We start from the raw sequence: 24,487 nt of genomic DNA, 5'->3' as shown, positions 1-24,487 counted from the left end.
ATATACCGAGGAGATGCACATGCACCCCATGCGAGACAACGGCGGACACCCCGCCGACCGACGTCACCACCACCCCCGCCGCGGCCACCCGGGCGCCTTCGACGGGCCGATGGGGCACCGCCGCGGAGGCCGCGGACGGGCCGCTCGCGGCGACGTCCGCGCGGCCGTCCTGCTGCTGGTGTCCGAACAGCCCATGCACGGGTACCAGCTCATGCAGGCGATCGCCGACCGCAGCGGCGGCCGGTGGACGCCGAGCCCGGGGGCGATCTACCCGACGATCAGCCAGCTCGAGGACGAGGGACTGGTCACCGTCACCGCCGAGGCCGGCCGCAAACTCGTCACGCTGACCGAGGCCGGCCGCCGTCACGTCGACGAGCACAGGCAGACCGGAGCCGACCCGTTCGCCGGGCACGACGCCACCGGTCCCGGCGCCGACCTCCGGGGCCCCGTCGAGCAGCTGCACGCCGCCGTCCGGGAGATCGCGCGGACCGGCACGGACGCGCAGCGCGCCGCGGCTGCCGCCGTCCTCGCCGACGCCCGCCGGTCGCTCTACCTGCTGCTGGCCGACGGGCCGGAGGCACCCGGGACCTGAACGAGGACCCCGCCCCCCCTGGACGGCCCCGCTGCAGGGTCCCGCCGCGAGCCTGCGAGTGGCGGGGGCAACGGGGTCCTCTCTCAGGTGGCCGTCCCCCGCCAGCGCAGCACCTCCAGCGCCGCGGCGACGCTGACGACGTTCTCGGCCAGCGGGCGCGGCAGCAGCTCGTCGGCGCGGGCCAGCCGGCGCAGCACCGTGTTGCGGTGCGTGTAGAGCCGCTCGGCGGTGCGCGAGGCGTTGCCCAGCTCGCGGACGTAGGTAAGCACCGCCTGCTGGGTGTCGGGGGCGGCGTGCAGCAGGTCGCCCAGGGTGTCGGCGAGGAACTCGTCGGCCTGCGTCAGCTCGGCGGTGAGCACCGCGACCAGCTGTACGTCCTCGTAGCGGGCCACCTGCTGGGGGCTGGTCAGCCGGGCGACCATGCGCTGGGTGGTGGCGGCGTCGAGGTGGCTGCGGCGGAAGCCGTCGACGTCCCGGCCGGGACGGCCGACGGCCACCCGGACGTCGGGGTGCGCGGCGAGCTCGCCGGCGAGCTGCCCCGCGTTGGGCGCGGTCGCCACCGGCAGCCAGACCCACAGCGCGGCGGCGCTGGCGACGACGGTCAACCGGTGCGCGGCCCCGCTGGCCCGGACGACGGCCTCGGCCGCGGCCTCGAGCTGGCCAGAGGCCGTCCCCGACCCGCTCCACACGACGACGGCGGTGTGCGGGCCGGCCAGGCCGTAGCCGAGCTGGACCTCGGCGCGGGCCCGGCTGATGGGGGCGCCCTCCAGCAGCAGGCTGACCGCGGCCCGGCGCTCGGCGTGGGCGCCGCGGGTGAGCTCGTCGCGCTCCGCCCGCATCCGCTCGGAGGTGGCCGCGACGGTGTCCTCGATGAAGGTGGCGATGGACAGGGCGGAGACGTCGAGCAGCTCGCGCAGCTCGGCGGGGTCGGAGGTCAGCTCGAAGCAGATCTCCATCCACCGCCGCCAGGCCACGCCCTGCGCGGCGCGGTAGGCGTCCAGGGCCGACTCGTCCAGGCCCCGGCGCACCAGGTCGCGCGCCGCCTCCAGCGACTCCGGCCCGGTGTTGGGCGGCACCCGGCGTCCCGGGTGCTGCACGTTGGCCGCCGCCCAGTGCAGCAGGTTGGCCAGGCTGACCCGCCGGGTCGCCGCGGCGAGCACCGGGTCCTCGGCGACCGGCCGCATCCGCGCCCCGCCCAGGGAGGCGGCGTGCAGCTCCTCGACCCACGCGTCGTTGGGGTCGAGCGCCAGCTCCGCACCCCTCCGGAAGAGCTCCCGCACCCGAGAGGAGACGTCGGGCCACCGCCCGCGCGCAGCAGTCTGCACCACGCGGGCAGCATCGTGGTGCACCGTGCGGTGGCGCAAGTGGTGCGCACCACGGAGAGTCGGAGGGGTGACCACCACGCAGACGCCGGTCGAGCACCTCGACGTCCTCGTCGTCGGGGCCGGGATCTCCGGCATCGGGGCCGGCCGGTACCTGACGACCGAGCTGCCGGCGACGAGCTTCGCCGTCCTCGAGGCCCGCGGGGCCTCCGGCGGCACTTGGGACCTGTTCCGCTACCCCGGCATCCGGTCGGACTCCGACCTGCACACCTTCGGCTACGAGTTCAAGCCGTGGCGGGACGAGCAGTCGATCGCCGACGCCCCGCGGATCCTCGCCTACCTGCGCGAGACGATCACCGAGAACGGCCTGGACGCCCACATCCGGTACCACCACCGGGTGCTGGCGGCCTCGTGGTCGACCGCCGACGCCCGCTGGACCGTCGACGTCGAGCGCACCGACACCGGCGAGCGGCTGCAGCTGTCGGCCAGCTGGCTGTTCTGCGCCGGCGGCTACTACCGCTACGACGAGGGCTTCACCCCGGTCTTCCCCGGCCGGGAGCGCTTCCGCGGCCCGATCGTCCACCCGCAGCACTGGCCCGAGGACCTCGACTACGCCGGCAAGCGGGTGCTGGTTATCGGCAGCGGCGCCACCGCGGTCACCCTGGTGCCGGCGATGGCCGAGACCGCCGGGCACGTGACGATGCTGCAGCGCACGCCGTCCTACGTGCTGCCCGTCCCGCGCAACGACGCCCTCGCCGACCGGCTGCGCGCGCTGCTCGGCGAGGAGCGCGCGTTCGCGCTGACCCGGCGCAAGAACATCGCCCGCGGCATCGGCATCTGGAAGTTCTGCCAGAAGTACCCCAAGGCGGCCCGCCGGCTGATCCGCTGGGTGAACACCAAGCAGCTGCCCGAGGGGTATCCGGTCGACGAGCACTTCAACCCGCCGTACGACCCGTGGGACCAGCGGCTGTGCGCCGTCCCCGACGGCGACCTGTTCCGCGCCATCCGCAACGGGACGGCGGACGTCGTCACCGACCGGATCGAGACCTTCACCGAGAACGGCGTGCTGCTGGCCTCCGGCCGGGAGCTCGAGGCCGACGTGATCGTGACCGCGACCGGGCTCAACGTGCAGGCCATCGGCGGCATCTCGCTGACCGTCGACGGTGAGCCGGTGCACCTGCCCGACACGGTCGCCTACAAGGGGATGATGCTCTCCGGCGTCCCCAACTTCGTGCTGGCGATCGGCTACACGAACTCCTCCTGGACGCTGAAGATCGGCCTGCTCTGCGAGCACTTCTGCCGGCTGCTGGCGTACATGGACGCGCACGGGTACGACGTGGCCCGGCCCGAGCCCAGCGACCCGGACATGCCGACCCGGCCGTTCCTGGACTTCGCCGCCGGTTACATCCAGCGCGCGGTCGACCAGCTGCCCCGCCAGGGCGACCGGATGCCGTGGCTGACGTCCATGAGCTACAGCTCCGACGTCAAGCTGCTGCGCGCCGACAGCGTCACCGACCCCGAGCTGCACCTGTCCCGCTCCGCCGACCGCGCGGTGGTGACCGCGTGACCGAGCTCGCGAGGTCATGCAGGAGCACAGCACGACTCGGCACGGAGCCGACGAGCGCCGGCGAGGAGGCACCGTGACGGCGACCGCGCAGGACACCGACCGCTTCGTCGACCTCCCGGCCGGCCCGCGGATCTGCCACCGCGTCGACGGGCCGGACGACGGGACGCCGCTGCTCCTCGTCGCGGGCCTCGGCCTGGACCTCACCTCGTGGCCGCAGCGGATGGTCGACGGCTTCGTCGAGCGGGGCTTCCGCGTCGTCCGCCTCGACAACCGCGACGCCGGCCGCTCCTCCCGGATCGACGCCCCGCCGCCCGGCCGGCTGCGCCAGCTGCTGGCCCGGCCGCGGCCGGACGCCTACGACCTGGCCGACATGGCCGCCGACGCCGTGGGCCTGCTCGACGCCCTTGGCATCGAGCGGGTGCACCTGGTCGGGATGTCGATGGGCGGGATGATCGCCCAGACCGTCGCGGCGAGGCACCCGGCGCGGGTCCTCACCCTGACGTCGATCTTCTCGACCACCGAGCACCGGCGGGTGGGCCAGCCGGCCCGCTCGACGCTGCTGCGGCTGGGCAGGGGCCCGGCGCGCACGGTCGAGGAGTCCGTCGAGCGGCACCTGGCGATGCTGGCGCACATCGGCTCGACCACCTTCCCGCCGGACGAGGACCACGAGCGGGCCTGGGCCACCGCGGTGTGGGACCGCTGCGGCGGCGCCCGCTCCGGCGCGCCGGTGGCTCGGCAGATCGGCGCCATCCAGGCCTCCGGCGACCGGACGGCGGAGCTGGCCCGCATCGCCGCGCCGACCCTGGTCGTCCACGGCGACCGCGACCCGATGGTGCACCCGACCGGCGGGCGGGCCACCGCCGACGCCATCCCGGGGGCGCGGCACGTCGAGATCGCCGGCATGGGCCACCACCTCGCGCCCGGCGTCGTCGACCGCCTCGTCGAGCTCACCACCGACCTCGTCCGGACCACCGCAGGAGGAACCCGATGAGCAGCGTGCGCGGCAAGGTCGCCGTCGTCACCGGCGCCGCCTCCGGCATCGGCCGGCAGCTGGCCCTCGAGCTGGCCCGGCGCGGCGCGCGCCTGGCGCTGTCGGACGTCGACGAGCCGGGCCTGGGCGAGACCGCCGACCGCGCGCAGGCGCTGGGCGCGGAGGTGCACACCGCCCGGCTCGACGTCAGCGACCGCGCGGCCGTCGAGGCGTACGCGACCGCGGTGGCCGAGCACTTCGGCGTCGTCCACCAGGTCTACAACAACGCCGGGGTCGCCGGTGGGAGCACCGTGCTCGACAGCAGCTGGGCCGACTACGACCGGGTCCTGTCGATCAACCTGTTCGGCGTCATCCACGGCACCAAGGCGTTCCTGCCGCACCTGATCGCCTCCGGCGACGGGCACGTCGTCAACGTCTCCAGCCTCAACGGGATCATGGGCCAGGGCCGCATGACGGCCTACTGCACCAGCAAGTTCGGCGTCCGCGGTTTCACCGAGAGCCTGCGCGCGGAGCTGCTGGCGGCCGGGCACCCGGTGCAGGTCAGCGTCGTCCACCCCGGCGGGGTGCGGACAAACATCGCCACGGCGGCGATGCAGCACGCACGGGCGCAGGGCCAGGAGATGACCGCTGCCGAGGAGGCGCGCCACCGGGCCTACGACGAGAAGCTGCTGAGGATGCCGCCCGAGCAGGCCGCGCGGATCGTCGTCGACGGGGTGGAGGCCGGCCGGCCGCGCATCCTGGTCGGCACCGACGCCAAGGCCGTCGACCTGCTGGTCCGGCTGGCGCCGCGGCTCTACCCGGTGCTGGTCGCCCGCGCCGAGCGCCGGTTCGCCGGCGGCGCCTGACCGGTTCCCAGGGGCGGGCCGGGACGATCAGGGACGACCGGCGTCCGGCACCCGGGCCACGTCCGCCCCGCCCCCGGCCGACGGGTACCGGTCGAAGGCGGCGAGGTCGGCGAGCTGGAGGGTCCGGGCGACGTCGCTCGGTGAGACCACACCGACGACCCGGCCGCCGTCGAGGACGACGGCACGGCCGTCGCTGCACCCCTCCATGCGGGGCAGCAGCTCGGTGAGCGGCTCGCCGGGGCGGGCGACCGGGATCTCCGGCGGCGGGCAGGCGACGTCCCGGAGCCGGGTCGTGGCCCGGGCCGCGGGCGGCACCGAGCGCAACCGGTTGAGCGTCACCAGGCCGACGAGTGCGCCGGAGGGGTCGACGAGCGGATAGGTGCTGAAGCGCCGGACGAGGGCGACCTCGTGCAGGAACCGCTCGACGGTCAGCTCGGGGTCGGCGACCAGCGCGGGGCTGCTCATGACCGCACCGACGGTCAGCCCGCCCAGGCGGCCGGACACCTGGGCGTGCTGCTCCTCGGCCGTCGCCGCGTTCACGACGAACAGCCCGATGAGCGCCAGCCACAGCCCGCCGAACCCCTGGCCGGTGACCAGCTGCAGGAAGCCCAGGGCGATCAGGGCGAAGCCGAAGACCCGGCCCGCCCGCGCCGAGGTCACCGCGGAGGACCACGCGTCGCCGCGGAGACGCCACAGGAGCGCGCGCAGCAGCCGCCCGCCGTCGAGCGGGGCGGCCGGGACCAGGTTGAAGACGGCGAGCACCACGTTGATGCCGGCCAGGTACTCGAGGACGGCCACCGGCAGGCCGTCGGCTCCCGCGAGCCGCGCCAGCATGGCGCAGGCGCCGAGGAGGAGGCCGAGGACGAGGCTGGTGAGGGGGCCGACGCCGGCGATGCGGAACTCCGCCCCGGGCGTGCGGGCCCCTCCCCTCAGCCGGGCCACACCCCCCAACAGCCACAGGGTGATGCCCTCGACCTCGACCCCGTTGCGGCGGGCCACCAGGGCGTGGGCCAGCTCGTGCGCGAGCAGCGAGGCGAGGAAGGCCACGGCGGCCGCCAGCGCGGCGACGACGTACGCGGCGGCGCCGCGGCCGGGCAGCACCAGGGGGAACCGGCCGAATGCCAGTCCCCCGGCGATGATCAGGACGATCACGAGGACGCTGGCGTTCACGCCCACGCGGATGCCGGCGATCCGGCCCAGGCTGAAGGTCTCGCTCACGTCCGCCTCCTCGGCGCCGGTGCCACTGGGAGGTCCGTGCGGACCCCGGTGCCCTCGCCACGAGACGGTGACACGCGGACGAGCCCCGTGACAGGCTCCGGTCGCCAGGATCCCGAGGCACCCCACCACCCCCGACGATTCAGGAGGACCGATGGCCTTCCGCGGCATGATGGCGCGCCTGGGCTCCGGCGGCGCCGGCGTCGAGACCGTGCTCGACCGGCCGGAGACGACCCCCGGCGGCGCCGTCACCGGCACCGTGCACGTGACCGGCGGCACGGTGCCGCAGGACGTCACCGAGGTGCGCGTCGCGCTGCAGGCCACCGTGGAGGTGGAGCGCGGCGACTCCTCCTGGCGCGAGGAGGTCACCTTCGGCACGGTCGCCGTCGCCGGGGCCGCGCGGGTCGAGCCGGGCGCTCGCCACACCCTGCCGTTCAGCCTGCCGGTGCCGTGGCAGTGCCCGATCACCGCGATCGACGGCTGGCACCTGCGCGGCATGCGCATCGGCCTGCGCACCCGGGTCGACATCCCCGGCTCGGTCGACCCCGGCGACCTCGACCCGGTGACCGTGCTGCCGCTGCCGGTGCAGCGCACCGTGCTCCACGCGCTCGACGGCCTCGGCTTCGCCTTCCGCGGCGCCGACGTGGAGAAGGGCCACGTCCGCGGCAGCGAGCTGCCCTTCTACCAGGAGGTCGAGTTCGCCCCGCCGCCCGGCCTGCGTGGCCGGGTGAACGAGCTGGAGGTCACCTTCCTCGCCGACCCGCAGGGCGTGGACGTCGTCCTGGAGGTCGACCGGCGGGGCGGGCTGCTCAGCGAGGGACGGGACGTCGGCGGCCGGCTGCGGTTGAGCCACTCGGACACCGACGTGCGCACCGTGGCCGCGCACCTCGACGCCGCAGTCCGTCAGCTCGGCGCCCGCCGGGGCTGGTTCTGAGCCCGGCGCCGGGACCGGGCGGTGTCGAGGGCGGCATCGCTGGGCAGTGCCGCGGCATGGCCCGGTCCGTGCTGATCATCGAGGACGACGACGCCTTCGGCATCGAGGACGACGACGCCTTCGGAGAGGTCGGCGAGGTGACCGTCGACGTGCCGGTGTCCGCCGAGGGGCGGAACCCGACGCCGCCGTTCGACTTCCCGGACGACGACCCCGACCAGGACCCGCCCGAGGACGGCACCAGCACCTCGCCGCCCACTACCTGAGCCGCTCGGCTCCACCGGGTGCGCTGTCCGGATTGCCGCGGGGTCCCGACCGGGTGGCACCCATTCGGGACCCCGCGGCGCCCGCCGGACGACCGGTGACGGCCTCAGTAGGGCGGTGGTTCGGTGACGGCGGTCAGGCCGGTGGGGGTGGTGACGGTGAGGGTGCCGTCGGGGGCCAGGTCGTGGCGCCAGCCCGGGGCCTGGTGCTTGCCGCGGTGGTCGCCGGTGCAGTAGCCGGCCAGGTTGGCCGCGGCGGTCTCCCCACCCTCGGCATACGCCCGGTGGTGGTCCAGTTCGCCGGCCCGGGGCACGCGGCGGCGGCAGCCGGGAAACCGGCAGCGCCGGTCGCGGGCGCGGAGGAACCGGTCCAGCGCCGCACCGGGTGCGTAGCCGTCGGTGGGCCCGGGCCTGCCCAGCCCGGGGCGGCCGGTCAGGTCGTGGCTGCAGGTCTGCGGCCGGCGGCGGCAGGTCGGCCGCCCGCAGCTGCCGGTGCGGCGCAGCCCGGGCAGGTCGGTCAGCGTCAGCAGCGCGCCGCTGACCGCGTCGGTGAGCGCCAGGCGCGGCCGGTCGGCCAGCCCACCCCCGGCCGTGGTGTCCAGCAGGTCGGCCAGCTGCTCCCGCTGGGCGTCCGCCGCCGCGGCCAGCGCGCCGAGCGCGTCGGTGGCGGCATCGGCCCGCCCGGCCGGGCCGGCCCGCCACGCGGTCTCGTCGGCGGCCGTGGCCTGCTGCGCGGTGCGCACGCTGCGGAAGGCGTGGCCGAGGGCGATCCGGGCGGTGTGCACCGCCGCGCCGGCGTCCTGCACCGCCCGGTCCGCGGCCGCCCACCAGCCATTTCGCGACCGCGGCGCACGCGCGTCTGGCGGTGGCTCGCGGTCCGGCCGTGGCTGGGGATCCGCGGCGGCCCACGGGCCCCGCAGTACCGTATCGGGCCACCAGCCGACGCCCTCGCCACCTCCTCCGACAGCGTCCGCGGACAGCCGGTCCGGGCCCCACTCGGGTTCGTCGGACAGCTCGCCGGCGAGCAGACGGCGTTCCACCTCGTCCCACCAGGCGGCCAGCTCAGCCTGCTCGGCCTCCTGCCACGGCATTCCCGGCGGCTCGTCGGCCGCGGCGGCGACGGGGTCGAAGCCGACGAAGGCGCGGGCCAACTGGCGGGCCATCTCCGCGGGCAGCAGCTCCCCGTCCAGCTCCGCCGGGGCGTCCCCACCCAGCATGGTCGCCACCGAGGCCACCAGCGTCAGCAGCACCCGCACCGGCGGCAGCTCGGACTCCCCCGGGCGCAGCACCAGCTCCAGCAGCGCGTCGACCATCTTCTGCCCGCGGGTGCGCACCGGACCGCCCGGCTCGTCCCCCACCGCCTCGGCGCACTGCACCAGCGCGCCGTAGAACGCCCGCGCCTCGGGCAGGGTGCAGTACAGGCTCACCAGCGCCATGCCCTCCACCCGGTCCGGGCGGATCGAGACCCCGCGCTCCTTCAAGGCCGGGCCAGCCGGCGGCCGGCCGCGGCGGCATCCCGCTGGGCCACCACCTTCCGGGCCTTGTCGCCCAACTGCGACGGTGAGGTGACCCGGTTCCTCCTGGCCATCCAGGCCAGCAGGTCCGCCTCCACCGCCGCGCGCAGCCGGTCATCGGCGATCGGTGCCACCCTGTCGATCAGACACCACAGATGACCGGCGTGCAGCAACCCCGACTCCAGCGCCGCCAGCGTCCCCGGCAGCCGGTGCACCAGGGTCAGGACTCCTCCAGCAGTCCCTCGGCGGCCTTCTGCGTGAGGTTGAGAGCGATCGCCAACTCCGGCGTCGCCCACTCGCTGACGGCACGGAGCATCTCCGGGCGCGCCGCCCACCGCTCGGCCGACATCGCCCCGCGCTCACCCTGCGCCCGATCCGCCGACGCCGGCCGGGACGCGGCGAACGCCGCCACCGCCCGCGCCTTGACCGCCGTCTGCCGGGAGATCTCCCGATCCGCGGCCTGCACCGCACCCAGCGGACCCGACGCCCACCCGACGGTGGGCGCAGCAGCACCCATGGTGCTGCCCTGCATCCCGCCGCCCATGTGTTCGATCATACGTTCGACCGGCCGCGCTCCACAAGAGGAAGGCCCAGGTCAGAGGCGCGGAGCCAGCGCGGCACAAGATCGCAGCCGATGCCATTGGGAGGCGGCAGGACGGGCGGCCATCCTCGCCCGAGTCGCCGATGACCGCGCACTCCGGCCGGCTAACCAAACGAGGACGCCGCGAGTGACGCCGTTCCCAGTCGGCGACCTGGCGGGCACCGACGGTGACGCAGGTCTCCCCCGACGGCGGGAAGCTCTCCACATGTCGTTGCGTAATACAACCTGTAGCGGCGGCCGAGAGACCTGCCGACCGCCTCCCCGGTACCTGCGCACGGCCGGCGGCCGTCATCCGCGAAGGACACTGCATGAGCACCACCCACCGGGCCACGAGGCCTGTCGCCGTCGAGTCCGCCATGACGCGCCGCGAGACGCTCGAGGCGCTGAGCGGCCTGCTGATGGCCCTCTTCGTCGGCCTGCTGAGCACCACGATCGTCGCGAACGCGCTCCCGACGATCACCGCCAAGCTCGAGGGCACCCAGTCGCAGTACACGTGGGTCGTCACCGCGGCCCTGCTGGCGGCCACGGCGTCGACGCCCATCTGGGGCAAGCTCGCCGACCTCTACAGCAAGAAGCTGCTGGTCCAGCTCGCGATCGTCGTCTTCGTCATCGGCTCCGCGCTCTGCGGCCTCACCTCGTCGATGGGCATGCTCATCGGGTTCCGGGTGCTCCAGGGCATCGGGATGGGCGGCCTGCAGTCCCTGGTCCAGGTCGTGATCGGGGCGATGATCCCGCCTCGGGAGCGGGGCAAGTACTCGGGCTACCTGGGCGCGGTGATGGCCGTGGCCACCGTGGGCGGCCCGCTGCTCGGCGGCGTCATCGTCGACACGTCGTGGCTCGGCTGGCGCTGGACCTTCTACGCCTGCGTGCCGCTGGCCCTCATCGCCCTCGTGCTGCTGCAGAAGACGCTGCACCTGCCGACCGTGCGCCGGCCGGTGAGCATCGACTGGCTGGGTGCCACGCTCGTCACCGCCGCGGTCAGCGACCTGCTCATCTGGGTGACCTTCGCCGGCAACGAGTTCGACTGGGTCTCCTGGCAGTCGGCGGTCATGGCCGGCGGAGGCCTCGCCGCCCTGCTGCTCACCGTGCTCGTCGAGAGCCGCGTGCGGGAGCCGATCATCCCGCTGCCCATCGTGCGGGACCGGACCACCGCGCTGGCGATCATCGCCTCGATCGCGGTCGGCGTCGGGATGATCGGCGCCTCGGTCTTCTTCGGTCAGTACTTCCAGATCGCCCGCGGCTGGTCGCCGACCAAGGCCGGGCTGGCGACCATCCCGATGATCGGGGCGCTGCTGGTCTCCTCCACGGTGTCCGGCCAGCTCGTCACCCGGTTCGGGAGGTGGAAGGTCTACCTGGTCGCCGGCACGATCCTGCTGGTCGCCGGCATGGGCCTGCTCGGCACGATCGACCACGAGACCGACTACGCGGTGATGGCCGCCTACATGGCGCTGCTCGGCCTCGGCGTCGGCATGACCATGCAGAACCTGGTGCTGGCGGTGCAGAACACCGTCGACCTGCGCGACATCGGCGCCGCGACCTCCGTGGTCACCTTCTTCCGTTCGATGGGCGGTGCCGCCGGCGTCTCGGTCCTGGGCTCGATCGCCGCCAACCGGGTCAGCGACCGGGTGGCCGAGGGCCTGGTGGCGATGGGCCTGCCGGCACCGCAGGGCGGCGGCTCGGAGTCCCTGGACCTGGCCGGCCTCCCCGGCCCGGTGCAGAGCCTGGTCCGGGCCGTCTACGGCGACGTCATCGGCGACGTGTTCGTCATCGCGGCGGTCATCTCCGCGGTCGCGGTGCTCGCCGTCCTGTTCATCGAGGAGGTGCCGCTGCGCAGCAGCAACTCCGCCGGCGAGGCCGCTCCGGCGGCCGCCGTCGAGGCCCCTCGAGCGCCGCAGACGCAGCCCGTCCCCCTGGCCGCCGCCGCGAGCGCGAACGGCGCGGTGCCCGGCGCCAACGGCAACGGGCACTCCGCGGACGGACGGTCGGTGCTGGGCCGGGTGCTGCGCGGCGACGGCCGGCCGCTCGTCGGCGCGTCGGTCACGCTGGCCGACGTCACCGGGCGGCAGGTGGACCGCGCCAGCTCGGGGGACGACGGCGGCTACCGCCTGCGGCCGACGACCGGCGGCACCTACCTGCTCATCGCCGCCGCGCCACAGCTGGCCCCCAACGCCGCCATGGTCGCCGTGGCCGACTCCGCCGTGCACCGGGACGTCGTCCTGGCCGGCAGTGGCGAGATCCGCGGCACCGTGTGCGGAGCGACCGGCGGGCCGCTGCCCGGGGCGCTGGTCACCCTGACCGACGTCCAGGGCGAGGTGGTGGCGAGCACCACGACCACCGCCGACGGGGCGTTCACCCTCGGCGATCTGCTGGCCGGGGCCTACACCCTGACCGCCCAGGCGCCGGGGCACCAGCCGGTCGCCGGCACCGTCGAGCTGCCCGACGGCGGCACCGTCGTCCGGGACCTCGCCCTCGTCGGCGGCGCCCGGCTCAGCGGCACCGTCCGTGCCGCCAGCGACCGGCGTCCGCTGCCGGAGGCGACGGTCACGCTGCTCGACGAGGCGGGCAACGTGCTGGCCACGACCCGCACCGGAGGGGACGGCGGCTACGCCTTCGCCGACCTGCTGCCCGGCGACTACACGGTCACCGCGAGCGGCTTCGCCCCGGTGGCCGAGGCGCTGCGGCTGCCCGCCGGGGCCGCTGTGGCGCGCGACATGACGCTGGGAGCGCTGCGGTGAGCTCCGGTCGGCTGGAGGTCCGGGACGCCGTCACCGGAACGGTCCTCGGCCGGGACGGCGAGCCGCTGGAGGCGGCCACGGTGACGCTCGTGGACGGCACCGGCCGGCAGCTCGGCCGCGCCGCCGTGGACGCCGCGGGCCGCTTCGCCGTCCCGGTCTCCGCCCCGGGGACCGCGACGGTCATCGTGGCCGCCCCCGGCTGCGTCCCGGTCGCGCGCACCGTGGCCACCGGACCGATCGGCACCGACCTCGGGCCGCTCGTGCTGAGCCGCCCCGGCGACTCCGGCACCCCGCGGCCCGGCCGGTGGGTCATCGACCCGGCGCACTCCACGATCGAGGTCACGGCCCGGCACCTGGCCCTCTCGACCGTGCACGGTCGCTCCCGCGCGTTCTCCGGCGAGATCGTGGTGGCCGAGCCGCTCGAGCGCTCGCGGTGCGAGGCGGTGATCGACGCGGCCAGCATCGACACCGCCAACGACCAGCGCGACGCGCACCTGCGCTCGGCGGACTTCCTCGACGTCGAGCGGATCCCCGAGATCCGCTACACCGGCAACGCGGTCGAGCCCGCGGGGCCGGGCCGGTGGACCGTGCACGGCCGGCTGGACCTCGCCGGCACCGCCCGTGACGTGCCGCTGGAGCTGCACTACGGCGGCACCCGCCCCGATCCGTGGGGCGGCGTCCGGGCGGGCTTCACGGCCACCGCCCGGCTCGACCGCGAGGACTTCCGGATGAACTGGAACCAGGCCGTCGAGCTGGGCCTCTCCCTCGTCGGCACCCACCTGCTCGTCGAGCTCGAGATCCAGGCCGTGCTGGCCGGCTGACGCACCCGACCCCACCGCGCCGAAGGAGGCTGCCCGATGCCGGACGCAGACGACGACCTGCGTCAGGACCTCGCCGGGGTCGTCCTCGCGGAACTCCGCGCCGGCCGGACCCGGCTCAGCCCGCCGGCGGTGGCCGCCCTGCGCATCCTGGGCAGCGAGCCGCGGCGGTCGCCCGAGCCTCTGCGGGTCCCGCGCCTCGGCCGGCGCGCCGCGGCCGGCTCACCCTGGCGGCCGGGGCGGCAGCCGCGGTGATCGCCGGCGGGGCCGTCCTGGCCGGCACCGCGGGCGACCAGCAGGCCGCACCGGCCGGTCCCGGGCCCGCCGCCACGGCCGCCGCGGCGCCGAGCAGCACGACCGAGCCGCCCGGCGGGTTGGGAGCCCCTGCGCCCGGAACCGCTCCCGCCGCTGCCGGACGACCGGCGGGCGCCGGACCGGTCGTGCCCGCACCGTCCACCCCGCGACCGCAGCCCGCAGCCGCCACCGCGCACGCGGACGCCCCGGCCGGAGCGCCGGCTGCGCAGCCCGCCACCCCGGCCGCCGTCGCGACGCCGCCCACCCCGGTTCCCGAGGCGCAGTCGGCGGCGGCACCCGCCGAGCCGTCGTCGTCCGCCGCAGGACCGACGCCGTCCGCGCCCGGCACGCCGGGGTCCACTCCCACGGCGCCGACGGCGACGCCGTCCGCAGGCCCGGCCGCGCCGTCCTCCGCGGCGTCGGCGTCCCCCTGCCCCGAGGACCGGCCCCACCGGACCGGCGGGCGCCATGGCTGAGGAGGCCGCGCCGCAGCGACCGGCGTTCGAGCTCGGCACCGACGGCCCGTCCGTGGTGGTCGTGGGCTTCGACGGGTCGCCCCCCTCGCAGACGGCCGGCGCGTACGCCGCAGGGGTCGCCCGTCGCGAGCGGGCCCGGCTGGTGGCGGTCCACGTCGAGACGCCACCGGTGATGGCCCTGCTCTCCACCGACCAGCCGTGGCCGATCCAGGAGACGATGGCGCAGCGGACCGCCGACCTGCGCACCCAGGTGGAGGACGACGCCGCGCACGCCGGGGTCCGCGCCGAGTTCGTCGCCGTGCGCAGCGAGCCCTTCGCCCGGCTGTGCCGCCTGGCCACGCAGCTGCGGGCCGACCTCGTCGTGGTCGGGGCCTCGGCCCGGGTGGGGCACCGCCTCCTCGGGTCGCTGGGCAACCGCCTGGTGCGCAGCGGCCGCTGGCCGGTCGTGGTCGTCCCCTGACGGGAACCCCGGGCGACGGACCGGCGCGGGGCCCGGCCTCGCTTGTGCCGGTCGGTGCCCCCTCCTAGCCTCCTGCCCCGTGACCCCCGTCACCGGGAACGCCGAGGCCAGGAGGCTGCGATGAAGAAGCTCATCAACGACCCCGCGGACGTCGTCCCCGAGGCGTTGCGCGGTCTGGCCCTGGCCCACCCCGAGCTGCGGGTCGACCACGAGAACCGCGTCGTCCTCCGGGCCGACGCGCCGGTGCAGGGCAAGGTCGGCCTGGTCTCCGGCGGCGGCTCGGGGCACGAGCCGATGCACGCCGGGTTCGTCGGGACGGGGATGCTCGACGCGGCCTGCGCCGGGGAGGTGTTCACCTCGCCGGTCCCCGACCAGGTGGTGGCGGCGACCCGCGGCGTCGACGGCGGCGCCGGGGTGCTGCACATCGTGAAGAACTACACCGGCGACGTCATGAACTTCGAGATGGCGGCGGAGCTGGTGGCCGCCGAGTCCGACACCGAGGTCGTCGCGGTGGTCACCGACGACGACGTCGCCGTCCAGGACAGCCTCTACACCGCCGGGCGGCGGGGCGTCGGCGTCACCGTCCTCGTCGAGAAGCTGGCCGGCGCCGCGGCCGAGGAGGGCCGGCCGCTGGCCCAGGTCGCCGACATCGCGAAGCGGGTCAACGCCAACGGCCGCAGCATGGGCATGGCGCTCACCTCCTGCACCGTGCCCGCGGCGGGGCGACCCACCTTCGACCTGCCGGACGACGAGATGGAGATCGGCATCGGGATCCACGGCGAGCCCGGCCGCCGCCGTGTCCCGCTGGCGCCGGCGCGGGAGGTCGCCGAGATGCTCCTCGAGCCGGTCCTCGCCGACCTGGACATGACCGGCGGCGACGGGGTGATCGCCTTCGTCAACGGCATGGGCGGCACCCCGCTGCTCGAGCTCTACCTGATGTACGCCGAGGTGGTCGCCGTCCTGGAGAAGGCCGGGGTCGGGGTCGCCCGCAACCTCGTCGGCTCGTACATGACCAGCCTGGACATGGCCGGCTGCTCGGTCACCCTGCTCAAGGCCGACGACGAGCTGCTGCGGCTGTGGGACGCCCCCGTGCGCACCCCGTCCCTGCGCTGGGGCGCATGAGCGCCGTCGACGCCGCCGCGCTCACCGCCTGGGTCCGGGAGTTCGCCCGGCTGGTGCACGAGCAGCGCGACGCGCTCACCCAGCTCGACGCCGCCATCGGCGACGCCGACCACGGCGCCAACCTCGACCGCGGGATGACCGCCGCCGTCGCCGCCCTCGAGGCCACCCCCTCGGACGACCCCGCCGCCGTCCTCAAGACCGTCGCGACGACGCTGATCAAGACGGTCGGCGGCGCCAGCGGGCCGCTCTACGGCACGTTCTTCCTTCGGGCCGCAGGCACTTTGGACGGGGACGACGGCCGGGCCCTCGCCGCCGCGGTGCGCGCCGGGTACGACGGCGTCGTCGCACGGGGCAAGGCCGAGCGCGGGGACAAGACGATGCTCGACGCGCTCGGCCCGGCGTGCGACGCGCTCGACGAGGCGGTCGGCTCCGGCAAGCCGCTCACCGCGGCCCTGGGCGCCGCCGCGGAGGCGGCCGCGGCCGGCCGCGACGCGACCGAGCCGCTGGTCGCCCGCAAGGGCCGGGCCAGCTACCTCGGCGAGCGCAGCGCCGGCCACGTGGACCCCGGCGCGGCCTCGGCGACGCTGCTGGTGCAGGCCGCCGCCACCGCGCTGGCCGGCGAGGGCTGAGCGGTGCCGGTCGGACTGGTGGTCGTGTCGCACAGCCGCGCCCTCGCCGACGCCGCGGTGGAGCTCGCCCGGGGCATGCTGCCCGGCAGGGAGCTCGCCGTCGGCGTGGCGGCCGGGGACGTCGACGGCGGCCTCGGCACCGACGCGACGGCGATCGCGGACGCGGTCACCGCGGCCGACAGCGGGGACGGCGTCGTCGTCCTCATGGACCTCGGCAGCGCCGTCCTCTCCGCCGAGACCGCGCTGGAGCTGCTGGACGACGACGTCCGCGAGCGGGTGGTCCTCTCCCCCGCTCCCCTGGTCGAGGGTCTCGTCGGCGCGGCGGTCACCGCGGCCGCGGGGGCCGACCGGGACCGGGTCGCCGCCGAGGCCCTGCGCGGACTGGCGCCGAAGCAGGCCCACCTCGGCGAGCCGGCCGACGAGGGCTGACCCCGCCGGCCGGGACCCCGGCGCCGGCCGACCCGCCTACGGGCGGATCTCGTAGACCAGGTTGAACGGGGTCTGCGCCGCCCGCCGGAACCGGGTGAAGCCCGCCTCGGCCGCGACCTGGCGGATCGCCGCCTCACCGGCCTGGGCACCGAGTGCGCGGCCGCCCGGCTGGGAGAGCGCGTTGGGGACGCACAGGAACGTCGAGCCGTTGTAGTACAGCCGTCCCACCGGGTTGAGGGTGTCCTCCACCGTGTCGCCGGCGAACGGTTCGACGAGCAGCCACGTGCCGTCGGGCGCCAGCGCGTCGCGCACCCGCCGGGCGGCACCCACGGGGTCCCCCATGTCGTGCAGGCAGTCGAACATCGTCACGAGGTCGTGGTCGCTGCCGGAGAAGGTCTGCGCGGAGGCCACCTCGAAGGTGACCCGGTGGCCGACCCCGGCCTCGGCGGCCTTCTTGCGCGCCAGGTCGATCGACTCGGCGTGCGAGTCCGAGCCGACGACGGTCGTGCGCGGGTAGGCCTGGGCGAGCAGCACCGAGGTCGAGCCCAGACCGCACCCGACGTCGGCGACCCGCGCCCCGGCGGCCAGCTTCTCCTCGACCCCCTCGAGCGCGGGGATCCAGTCCGGCACCAGCTGGGCCACGTAGCCGGGCCGGTAGAAGGCGTCGCACCCCACGAAGACGTCCTCGTGGTGCTCGCTCCAGGCGACGCCGGCACCGGTGCGGAAGGCCTCGGTGATCCTCGGTTCCGCCCGCAGGTAGCCGAGGACGACGAGGGACGCCGCGGCCAGGTTCGGCCCGTTCGGGTCGGCCAGGCAGAACGCCTGCTCTTCGGTGAGCGAGAACTCGCCGGTCGACGCGTCGTAGCTCACCCACCCGCCGGCGGCCTGGCCGCGCAGCCACTCGGTGAGGTACCGCGGGTGGCACCCGCTGCGCTCGGCGAGCTGCTCGGGCGTCGCCGGGCCCTGCGCCAGGGCGCGGTAGAGCCCCAGCCGGTGGCCGATCGCCACCGCGCCGACGGATCCACCCGCACCCAGGTCCGTGACGAAGCGCTCGAGGAACGCCGTCACCCTGCTCTGGTCCATCTCCTTCTCCTCCCAGTGTCCTGCCCGGTCGCGACAGACGGTGGGCGCGGGCCCTGTCACGGCTCTCGCACGCGCTGGCAGCCCGCTGACAGGGCGGCCCCGGGCCTCCCGTCCGGACGCCGACGCGGGCAGGCTGGGCTCCGGAGGTGCGCGATGTCGGACGACCAGGCGACGGCGCGGGTCCGGGTGGAGGTGCTCGGTCCGCTGCGGCTGGTCGTCGACGGCCGACCGGTCGACGTCCGCGGCCCCAAGCGGCGCGCGGTGCTCGCCCTGCTCGCGCTCGCCGAGGGTCGGACCGTGCCGGTGGACTCCCTGGTGGACGCGCTGTGGCCGTCGGAGGTGCCGGAGTCGGGCCGCCAGGCCCTGCACAGCCACGTGTCCCGGCTGCGCGGGCACCTCGGCTCCGCGGCGGCCCGGCTGGAGACCGAGCCGGACGGCTACCGGCTCGTGCTCGAGGACGACGCCCTGGACGTGGCGCGGGCGCGGGCACTGCTCGCGGCGGCGCGCTCGCGCGGACGGCAGGACCCGGCCGGTGCGCTCGCCGTGCTGCGGGAGGCACGGGCCCTCTGGCGGGGACCGCTCCTGTCCGACCTCACCGACGTCCTGCCGATCGCCACCGCGGTCGAGGAGTGCACGCGGCTCCGGCGCGAGGTGACCGACGCGCTGATCGGCAGTGCGATCGCCGCCGGAGAGGCCGAGGAGGTCCTGGGCCTGGCGGCTGCGTCCCTGGCCGACGACCCGCTGCGCGAACCCGCGGTGCTGCTGCTGATGCGAGCACTGGCGGCGACCGGGCGGGCGCCCGAGGCGCTGCAGACCGGACGCGAGTACCGGCAGCGGCTGGCCGAGGAGACCGGCCTGGACCCGTCACCGGAGCTGGACCGACTGGAACGCGAGGTCGCCGGGGGAGCCGCCGGCCCGGTGCCCGGACCCCGGGTGGCCGTCCGGCCCACGACCCGGCTCATCGGCCGGGACGCGGAGGTCGCTGCGCTGCACCGGCGGCTCGAGAGGGAGCGGCTGGTCACGCTCGTCGGGCCGGGCGGTGTCGGGAAGACCCGCGTCGCCGTCGAGGTCGCACGACGGAGCGAGGTGACCGCGGCGCTGCTGCTCGCACCGGTCACCGATCCGGCTGCCGTCCCGCACGCGCTGGCGGCGGCCCTGGGCCTGGAGGTCGTGCGGGGGGACGTCCTCGCGGCCTGCCTCGCCGTCCTGGGCGACCGCCCCGGCCTGCTGGTGGTCGACAACTGCGAGCACCTGCTCGACGCGGTGCGTGACACGGTCGATGCCGTCCTGGCCGCCTGCCCGCGGATCGCCGTGCTGGCCACCAGCCGGGAACCGCTCGGCCTCGCGGCCGAGTGCGTCGTCCGGCTGGCCCCGCTCCCGCTCCCGGACGGCGATCGGGACCTCTCCCTGGTCCCCTCCGTGGCGGTCTTCCTGGACCGGGCCGAGCGGGTGCGTCCCGGCCGCCCACCGACACCCGACGAGCTGCGCACGGTCGCGGACATCGTCCGCCGGCTCGACGGCATGCCGCTGGCCATCGAACTCGCTGCCGGCCGGCTGTCGACCTTCTCCCTGACCGACCTGCGCAGCCGGCTGACCCGCTCGTTGGACCTGCTGGGCGGGGGGCGACCCAGTGGCGACGCCCGGCACCGGACGCTGCGCGCGACCGTCGAGTGGTCCTACCAGCTCCTCTCCGAGGACGAGCGGCGGCTGTTCCGGCACCTGTCGGTGTTCGTCGACGGGGTCGACCTCGCGACCGCCGAACGGGTCGCCGCCGACCTGCGCCTGGGCAGCGACCCCGGGAGCGTCCTGGCCCGCCTGGTGGACGCCTCGATGATCGAGGCCGACATCGGGGAGGCGGGCACCCGCTACCGCATGCTCGACACGCTGCGGGCGTTCGGCCTGGACCGGCTGACCACGGCCGGCGAGGAGGAGGCCGCGACCGACCGCATGCAGCGCTGGGCGGTCGAGCTGACCGCCTGGTTCGCCGCCGCCAGCCTCACCGACCGTGAGCCCGAGGCCGACGCCGTCCTGCGCAGGGAGGTGGCCAACCTGCGGGCCGCGTGGCGGTCGACCCGGAGCCGGGGCGCCCTCGACGACGCGGTCGCGATGGTCCTGGGGCTGTACGACGCCGTCACGTACCGTGATCTCGTCGAGATCCGCAGCTGGGCCGAGGAGCTGGCCGCCGACCCGGCGCTCGCCGGCCACCCGCAGGAGGCCGCGGTGCTGGGCACCGCCGGTGAGGCCGCCTACCACCGCGGCGACCTCACCACGGCGGTCCGGCTCGCCCGCGCCGGGTTGGAGCGCGCGACCGACGTGACCGGGACGGGGTGCTGCCTGCTGCCGCTGTCGGTGGTCGCCCTGGCCCGCGGGGCGTACACCGAGGCCGCCGAGCACGCCCTCGCCGCGGCCGCGCTCCGGATCCGGCCCGCCGAGCTGCCCGGGATCGCCGCCCTCGCGCTGGCCTACTCGGGAGACGCCGACCGGGCACGGACCCTCAACGAGCGCGGGCTCGCCGAGGCGGTCTCGCCCTCGATGCGCGCCTGGGGTGCCTACGTCGCCGGGGAGATCGAGACCGCCGTCGGCCGCCGGGACCGCGCCGAGCCCCACTACGTCCGGGCCATCGACCTCGCCCGGACGTCGGGGGCCACCTTCGTCGTCGGCATCGCCTCCGTGGGGCTCCTCCCCGCGCGCGCCGACGCCGGCCGGGTCCGTGAGGCGCTGGTCGGGTACCGGGAGGTGGTCGACTACTTCGCCCGCACCGGCAACTGGACCCACCAGTGGACGACGCTGCGCAACCTCGCCGACCTGCTCCGCCGGCTCGGGGACGACCAGCCGGCCGACGTGCTCGACGCGGCCTCCGACCGGGCTCCCGACGCCGCCGCCCGCAGCGCCCCACCGCAGCCGGCCACCGTCGAGGTCCCCGGCCGGGCTGCCGTCCTCGAGGTGGCCCGGCTGGCCATCGAGCGCAACCTCACCCGCGTGTGACCGCCGCACGGAGGTGACCTGATCCCCAGGCGCGGTCGGCGACGACTGAGTGCGGCTGATGCGGGTGGAGGATCCCCCAGCTGCATGCGGGAAGACCTCAGGAGGACGGCAGGGCCGACGCAGGGATGCGGTGCACGGCATGCGGGCTGGGGCGGATCCACCGGGGGAACGCGCGGACCAGGCCCGGCGGCCCGTCGATCCGGATGCGCTGCTGACGGACCAGGTGGGCGTAGCTGCACTCGCGCAGGTGCCAGCGCGCGAGTGCGTCGGCGTCCGTGCGGAGGACCAGGTCCTCGGAGGTGCCCGGGTAGTGGGTGCAGACCTCGGCCACGGGGCGGTGCAGCAGCAACCAGTAGGGGCCGGAGGCTGCCTCGCGCAGGTCGACCCGGACGGTCACCTGGCCGGGTGGCAGGGCGTCGACGTCGACCAGTCGCGCGGTGGCCCACAGGACGTAGGCCGGGTCGATGTGCTGCGGCTCGACCTCGAGCCAGCGCATCCCCCAGGCGCCCATCGCGTCGCACAGCGGCTTGAGGTCCCGGCCGGCATCGGTGAGGCCATAGGTGACCCGGCGGCCGGGGCCGGTGCGACGCTCGACGATGCCAGCCCGCTGCAGGCCGGCCAGCCGCTCGGCGAGCAGCGCCTTCGGGATGCCCGGCGCCCCGGCCAGCAACTGGCCGAAGGTCGTCACACCCGCGAGCAGGTTCCGGATGATGATCGGCGTCCAGCGCTCGGCGAACAGCTCGGCCGTCCGTGCGACCGGGCAGTACTGACCGTAGGTCCGCACACCCCGCAGTCTGGCAGCCGGAGGGTCACCGGGGCGGTTCACTTTCTGGGCTGGAGTGCCCGAGGACGGCGCAGCATCGTGGGTTCCTCTCACTGAAGGAGGCGGTCACAGTGGCCGGGTACTACGTCAACAAGGACGCCGGGGAGATCTGCGACCTGGGCGTGGTCTCGATGCGCGTCCTGGTCGAGGACCAGGCCGGCGGCGCCTTCGCCCTGGCGGAGTTCCGCGGGGACGAGGGCCCTGGACGATCCCGCACGTGCACCAGCGGACCAGTGAGTCGTTCTTCGTCCTGGACGGCACGTTCGCCTTCGAGTGCGACGGGGATGCGGTCACCGCAGGACGCGGGGACTACTTCCTCGTCCCGGTCGGCAGCCCGCACATGATCACGGCGCGGCGAGGCGGCGGGACCCTGCTGGCGATCATGGCCCCGGCCGGGCTGCACGAGATGTTCAAGGCCCTCAGCCGGCTTCCCGGTGACAGCCTGCGTGACCCGGTCGTCCGCCGCGAGATCTCCTCCCGCTACGACTCCGTACCCGTCTGACGAGCGTGCTCCCCAGCCGGCTCCGCTGACGGCACCACAGGGACCCGTCCCTGAGTCACGGGGGTTCCCCTCCCGCCGCGGCCAGGGCCGGGCCCACCGGGCTCCGCTGCCTGCCGGTCCAGCCCGGGTCGGCAGGTGCTGGCGTCCCAGCTCGAGGGCCCTCGCCAGGACCCGCTACCCGGGTGGGGACATGTGGCCGAGGCGCACTCCGGCGGGCGCCCGCGCCTCGCCTTCGCTGAGCCGCGCCTCGGAGTACAGGACGTCCCCGGGCAGGGCTCGGTCTCCCAGGTCACCCGGATGCGACGCTCACCCGCGCGTGACCGCCGCGACCGGCCGCCGGGCGACCGGCGCCGAGCGCCGGTGCTCGACGAACGACTCCTCACCGACCCAGGCGGTGTAGCGGTCGATCCCCATCGTGGCGATGAGGCCGGCCGTCTGGGTCGTCTGGGCCGCCAGCGCCCGGACCTTGCGGGCTGCCGTGTCCGGGTCCAGCACCAGGTCGACCGCCAGCCGCTCGTCGGGGACCGCGACGGGGTAGCCCGGCAGGTAGACGCCCAGGCGCTCGTCCAGGTCCCGCCACCGGGGCACCCGCCGCTCGGCGGCCGCCGCGTACAGCAGCCGGGCCCCCGGCGGCGCCGCCCGGTCGAACGCCGCGGTCGCCCAGGCCGACACCGCCCGGTGGTCCGGGTGACCGGTGATGCCGTCCGGGCCGAACGTCACCACGGTGTCCGGTGCGACCTCGTCGATCACCTCGCAGAGCTCCCCGACCGCCTCGGAGGCGGGGGCGTCCGGGCACTCGCCGTCCCGGTACCCGAGCCAGCGGTGCTCGGAGACGCCGAGGACCGCCAGGCAGCGCGCCAGCTCGCGGGCGCGCTCCGCGGCCAGCCGCCGGGGCGGCCACGCCTCCGGGTCGGGGGTGCCCAGCTCGCCGCGCGTCGCGGTCACGCACACCACGCGCGAGCCGCCGTCGCGGGCCAGCGCCATCAGCCCGCCGGACAGGTAGGCCTCGTCGTCGGGGTGCGCCCAGATGCCGAGGACGGTGCCCAGCTCGGCGACGACGGATGCGGACTCGGTCATGATCGGACCTCCAGGTCGAGGGATCGGTGCAGGGTCAGTCCGGCGCCGCCGAGAGCGACACCCAGCAGCGCCAGCGGGCCGGGGCCGGCGGTGTCCACGACGAGACCGCCGAGCAGCGCCCCCACCGCGAACCCGACGTGGGTCGCCGCGCTGTTCAGGGCCAGGGACACCGACGCCGCGTCCCCGCCCAGCCGGAGCACGCGGTGCTGCTGCGCCGCGGTGAACGCCCAGGCCGCGGTCCCCCACCCGGCCACGACGACCAGCAGCGCGCCACCGGTCGAGGCGACCAGCGGGAGCGCGGCGACCGCCGCCGTCAGTGCGCCTCCCGCCAGCAGGACGAGGCGCCGGTCCCCGAGCCGGTCCGCCAGGGTCCCGCCCCACCAGGCCCCCGCCGCACCGCCGAGGCCGAACGCCGCCATGACCAGGCCGGGACCGGCCGGTCCGGCGACCGGGTCCAGCAGCACGCCGAGGTAGCTGTACACGCCGTTCGAGCCGGCCATCACCAGGACCGTCGCGCCCAGCGTGACGACGACCGCGGGCCGGCGGACCGGACGCAGCCGCTCCGACAGCGTCGACGGGGGCAGCCGACCGGACCCGACGTCGCCGCACAGCAGGACGACGACGCCGCCCGCCGCGAAGAGGGCGGCCAGGCCGAAGGCCGCACGCCACGACAGCACACCAGCCAGCAGGACGCCGAGCGGGGCACCCAGGACCATCGCGGCCGAGGCCCCACCCAGGACCACCCCCAGCGCCCGGCCGCGGGACCGCGCCGGGACCGCCGCGACGGCTGCCGCGGCGGCGACCGGCACGTGCACGGACGCCGCGAGGGCGCCCAGTGCCCGGGCGACGAGCAGCACCGCGAACGTCGGCGCCACCGCCGCCATCGCGGTGCACGCACCGAACAGCGCCAGGGAACCGATCAGCACCCGCCGCCGCGGCCGCGCGCCGAGCGCAGCGCCGAGCAGCGGACCGCCGACGGCGTAGGCGGCCGCGGAGACCGTGACCGTCAGGCCGGCGGTGCCGACCGTGATACCGAGGTCGGCGGCCAGGCCGGGGAGCACCCCGGCCACGACGAAGAGGTCGGTGCCGGTCGCGAACGCGCCGACCCCCAGGGCCGCCACCGGCGTTACCGCTCCGTGGCCCCGCTCCGGCGCGGGAGCCACCCGCATCCCTGCACCCACCGGTCCACCGACCATCTCGTCCTCCGCCTCCC

The 24,487-nt window shown here is 75.9% G+C and carries 24 protein-coding genes; 15 read left to right on the top strand and 9 right to left on the bottom strand.

Annotated features, from left to right (window positions below):
* Positions 1–19 precede the first annotated feature (19 nt).
* Entirely contained in the window at positions 20–592 is a 573-nt protein-coding gene (locus ACWIX7_RS24155; RefSeq protein WP_448618939.1) for a PadR family transcriptional regulator, read from the top strand.
* 83 nt (positions 593–675) lie between these two features.
* On the opposite strand, the gene ACWIX7_RS24150 is transcribed toward ACWIX7_RS24155, so the two are convergent.
* Positions 676–1,920 carry a PucR family transcriptional regulator gene (locus ACWIX7_RS24150; protein WP_448618938.1) on the bottom strand — a complete coding sequence of 415 codons (1,245 nt, stop codon included), beginning with the start codon at positions 1,918–1,920 and terminating at the stop codon, positions 676–678.
* A 64-nt stretch (positions 1,921–1,984) separates the two neighbouring features.
* Between ACWIX7_RS24150 and ACWIX7_RS24145 the strand changes: the two genes are divergently transcribed.
* The 3 genes from ACWIX7_RS24145 to ACWIX7_RS24135 all read left to right on the top strand — a co-directional run bounded on the left by ACWIX7_RS24145 (position 1,985) and on the right by ACWIX7_RS24135 (position 5,317).
* Positions 1,985–3,481 (top strand): flavin-containing monooxygenase, encoded by a 1,497-nt coding sequence (locus tag ACWIX7_RS24145; protein ID WP_448618937.1) that lies wholly within the window; start codon positions 1,985–1,987, stop codon positions 3,479–3,481.
* 73 nt (positions 3,482–3,554) lie between these two features.
* Positions 3,555–4,472 (top strand): alpha/beta fold hydrolase, encoded by a 918-nt coding sequence (locus ACWIX7_RS24140; RefSeq protein WP_448618936.1) that lies wholly within the window; start codon positions 3,555–3,557, stop codon positions 4,470–4,472.
* Positions 4,469–5,317 (top strand): SDR family NAD(P)-dependent oxidoreductase, encoded by an 849-nt coding sequence (locus ACWIX7_RS24135; RefSeq protein ID WP_448618935.1) that lies wholly within the window; start codon positions 4,469–4,471, stop codon positions 5,315–5,317. The genes ACWIX7_RS24140 and ACWIX7_RS24135 overlap by 4 nt, the downstream gene beginning before the upstream one ends.
* A gap of 27 nt (positions 5,318–5,344) precedes the next feature.
* Here ACWIX7_RS24135 and ACWIX7_RS24130 read toward each other — a convergent pair whose 3' ends face one another.
* A complete protein-coding gene (locus tag ACWIX7_RS24130) occupies positions 5,345–6,535 on the bottom strand; it encodes a site-2 protease family protein (RefSeq protein WP_448618934.1) in 1,191 nt (396 codons plus the stop codon).
* A 151-nt stretch (positions 6,536–6,686) separates the two neighbouring features.
* Here ACWIX7_RS24130 and ACWIX7_RS24125 point away from each other — a divergent pair, with 151 nt between their 5' ends.
* A complete protein-coding gene (locus ACWIX7_RS24125; RefSeq protein ID WP_448618933.1) occupies positions 6,687–7,466 on the top strand; it encodes a sporulation protein in 780 nt (259 codons plus the stop codon).
* A 56-nt stretch (positions 7,467–7,522) separates the two neighbouring features.
* Positions 7,523–7,729, top strand: a complete 207-nt coding sequence (locus ACWIX7_RS24120; RefSeq protein ID WP_448618932.1) for a hypothetical protein — start codon at positions 7,523–7,525, stop codon at positions 7,727–7,729.
* Between the two features lie 104 nt (positions 7,730–7,833).
* Here the strand turns inward: ACWIX7_RS24120 and ACWIX7_RS24115 are convergent, their stop codons facing one another.
* The 3 genes from ACWIX7_RS24115 to ACWIX7_RS24105 are packed head-to-tail and all read right to left on the bottom strand — an operon-like array spanning position 7,834 to position 9,784.
* Complete coding sequence (locus ACWIX7_RS24115) at positions 7,834–9,162, bottom strand: HNH endonuclease signature motif containing protein (protein ID WP_448618931.1); 1,329 nt, start codon at positions 9,160–9,162, stop codon at positions 7,834–7,836.
* A 41-nt stretch (positions 9,163–9,203) separates the two neighbouring features.
* Positions 9,204–9,455: a hypothetical protein gene (locus ACWIX7_RS24110; RefSeq protein WP_448618930.1), complete on the bottom strand. Its 252-nt coding sequence runs from the start codon at positions 9,453–9,455 to the stop codon at positions 9,204–9,206.
* A 5-nt stretch (positions 9,456–9,460) separates the two neighbouring features.
* Positions 9,461–9,784: a hypothetical protein gene (locus ACWIX7_RS24105; RefSeq protein WP_448618929.1), complete on the bottom strand. Its 324-nt coding sequence runs from the start codon at positions 9,782–9,784 to the stop codon at positions 9,461–9,463.
* 365 nt (positions 9,785–10,149) lie between these two features.
* Here ACWIX7_RS24105 and ACWIX7_RS24100 point away from each other — a divergent pair, with 365 nt between their 5' ends.
* The 7 genes from ACWIX7_RS24100 (at position 10,150) to dhaM (ending at position 16,804) form a co-directional block, all read left to right on the top strand.
* Complete coding sequence (locus tag ACWIX7_RS24100; RefSeq protein ID WP_448618928.1) at positions 10,150–12,576, top strand: MFS transporter; 2,427 nt, start codon at positions 10,150–10,152, stop codon at positions 12,574–12,576.
* Entirely contained in the window at positions 12,573–13,397 is an 825-nt protein-coding gene (locus tag ACWIX7_RS24095; RefSeq protein WP_448618927.1) for a YceI family protein, read from the top strand. The genes ACWIX7_RS24100 and ACWIX7_RS24095 overlap by 4 nt, the downstream gene beginning before the upstream one ends.
* Before the next feature lie 36 nt (positions 13,398–13,433).
* Positions 13,434–13,649: a hypothetical protein gene (locus ACWIX7_RS24090; RefSeq protein WP_448618926.1), complete on the top strand. Its 216-nt coding sequence runs from the start codon at positions 13,434–13,436 to the stop codon at positions 13,647–13,649.
* Positions 13,650–14,156: 507 nt separating this feature from the next.
* Positions 14,157–14,624: a universal stress protein gene (locus tag ACWIX7_RS24085; protein WP_448618925.1), complete on the top strand. Its 468-nt coding sequence runs from the start codon at positions 14,157–14,159 to the stop codon at positions 14,622–14,624.
* Positions 14,625–14,744: 120 nt separating this feature from the next.
* Entirely contained in the window at positions 14,745–15,746 is a 1,002-nt protein-coding gene (gene dhaK / locus ACWIX7_RS24080) for a dihydroxyacetone kinase subunit DhaK (protein ID WP_448618924.1), read from the top strand.
* Positions 15,743–16,375, top strand: a complete 633-nt coding sequence (gene dhaL / locus ACWIX7_RS24075; RefSeq protein WP_448618923.1) for a dihydroxyacetone kinase subunit DhaL — start codon at positions 15,743–15,745, stop codon at positions 16,373–16,375. Before dhaK ends, dhaL begins: the two co-directional genes overlap by 4 nt.
* Positions 16,376–16,378: 3 nt before the next feature.
* Positions 16,379–16,804, top strand: coding sequence for a dihydroxyacetone kinase phosphoryl donor subunit DhaM (gene dhaM, locus ACWIX7_RS24070; protein ID WP_448618922.1), 426 nt, complete (start codon positions 16,379–16,381; stop codon positions 16,802–16,804).
* Positions 16,805–16,840: 36 nt separating this feature from the next.
* Here the strand turns inward: dhaM and ACWIX7_RS24065 are convergent, their stop codons facing one another.
* Complete coding sequence (locus ACWIX7_RS24065; protein ID WP_448618921.1) at positions 16,841–17,887, bottom strand: class I SAM-dependent methyltransferase; 1,047 nt, start codon at positions 17,885–17,887, stop codon at positions 16,841–16,843.
* Positions 17,888–18,040: 153 nt separating this feature from the next.
* Here ACWIX7_RS24065 and ACWIX7_RS24060 point away from each other — a divergent pair, with 153 nt between their 5' ends.
* On the top strand, positions 18,041–20,872 hold the full coding sequence (locus ACWIX7_RS24060) for an ATP-binding protein (protein ID WP_448618920.1): 2,832 nt from the start codon (positions 18,041–18,043) through the stop codon (positions 20,870–20,872).
* Positions 20,873–20,969: 97 nt separating this feature from the next.
* On the opposite strand, the gene ACWIX7_RS24055 is transcribed toward ACWIX7_RS24060, so the two are convergent.
* Positions 20,970–21,656: a winged helix-turn-helix transcriptional regulator gene (locus ACWIX7_RS24055; protein WP_448618919.1), complete on the bottom strand. Its 687-nt coding sequence runs from the start codon at positions 21,654–21,656 to the stop codon at positions 20,970–20,972.
* A 256-nt stretch (positions 21,657–21,912) separates the two neighbouring features.
* Between ACWIX7_RS24055 and ACWIX7_RS24050 the strand changes: the two genes are divergently transcribed.
* Positions 21,913–22,197, top strand: a complete 285-nt coding sequence (locus tag ACWIX7_RS24050) for a cupin domain-containing protein (RefSeq protein ID WP_448618918.1) — start codon at positions 21,913–21,915, stop codon at positions 22,195–22,197.
* 306 nt (positions 22,198–22,503) lie between these two features.
* Here the strand turns inward: ACWIX7_RS24050 and ACWIX7_RS24045 are convergent, their stop codons facing one another.
* Both ACWIX7_RS24045 and ACWIX7_RS24040 read right to left on the bottom strand, forming a co-directional pair.
* Positions 22,504–23,274 (bottom strand): PIG-L deacetylase family protein, encoded by a 771-nt coding sequence (locus tag ACWIX7_RS24045; protein WP_448618917.1) that lies wholly within the window; start codon positions 23,272–23,274, stop codon positions 22,504–22,506.
* Positions 23,271–24,395, bottom strand: a complete 1,125-nt coding sequence (locus tag ACWIX7_RS24040) for an MFS transporter (RefSeq protein WP_448618916.1) — start codon at positions 24,393–24,395, stop codon at positions 23,271–23,273. The genes ACWIX7_RS24045 and ACWIX7_RS24040 overlap by 4 nt, the downstream gene beginning before the upstream one ends.
* Between the last annotated feature and the right edge of the window lie 92 nt (positions 24,396–24,487).

The organism is Geodermatophilus sp. URMC 65 (genome assembly GCF_053502545.1).
The sequence above is the reverse complement of the archived record's forward strand: the minus strand, read 5'-3'. Positions and strand labels throughout refer to the sequence as shown.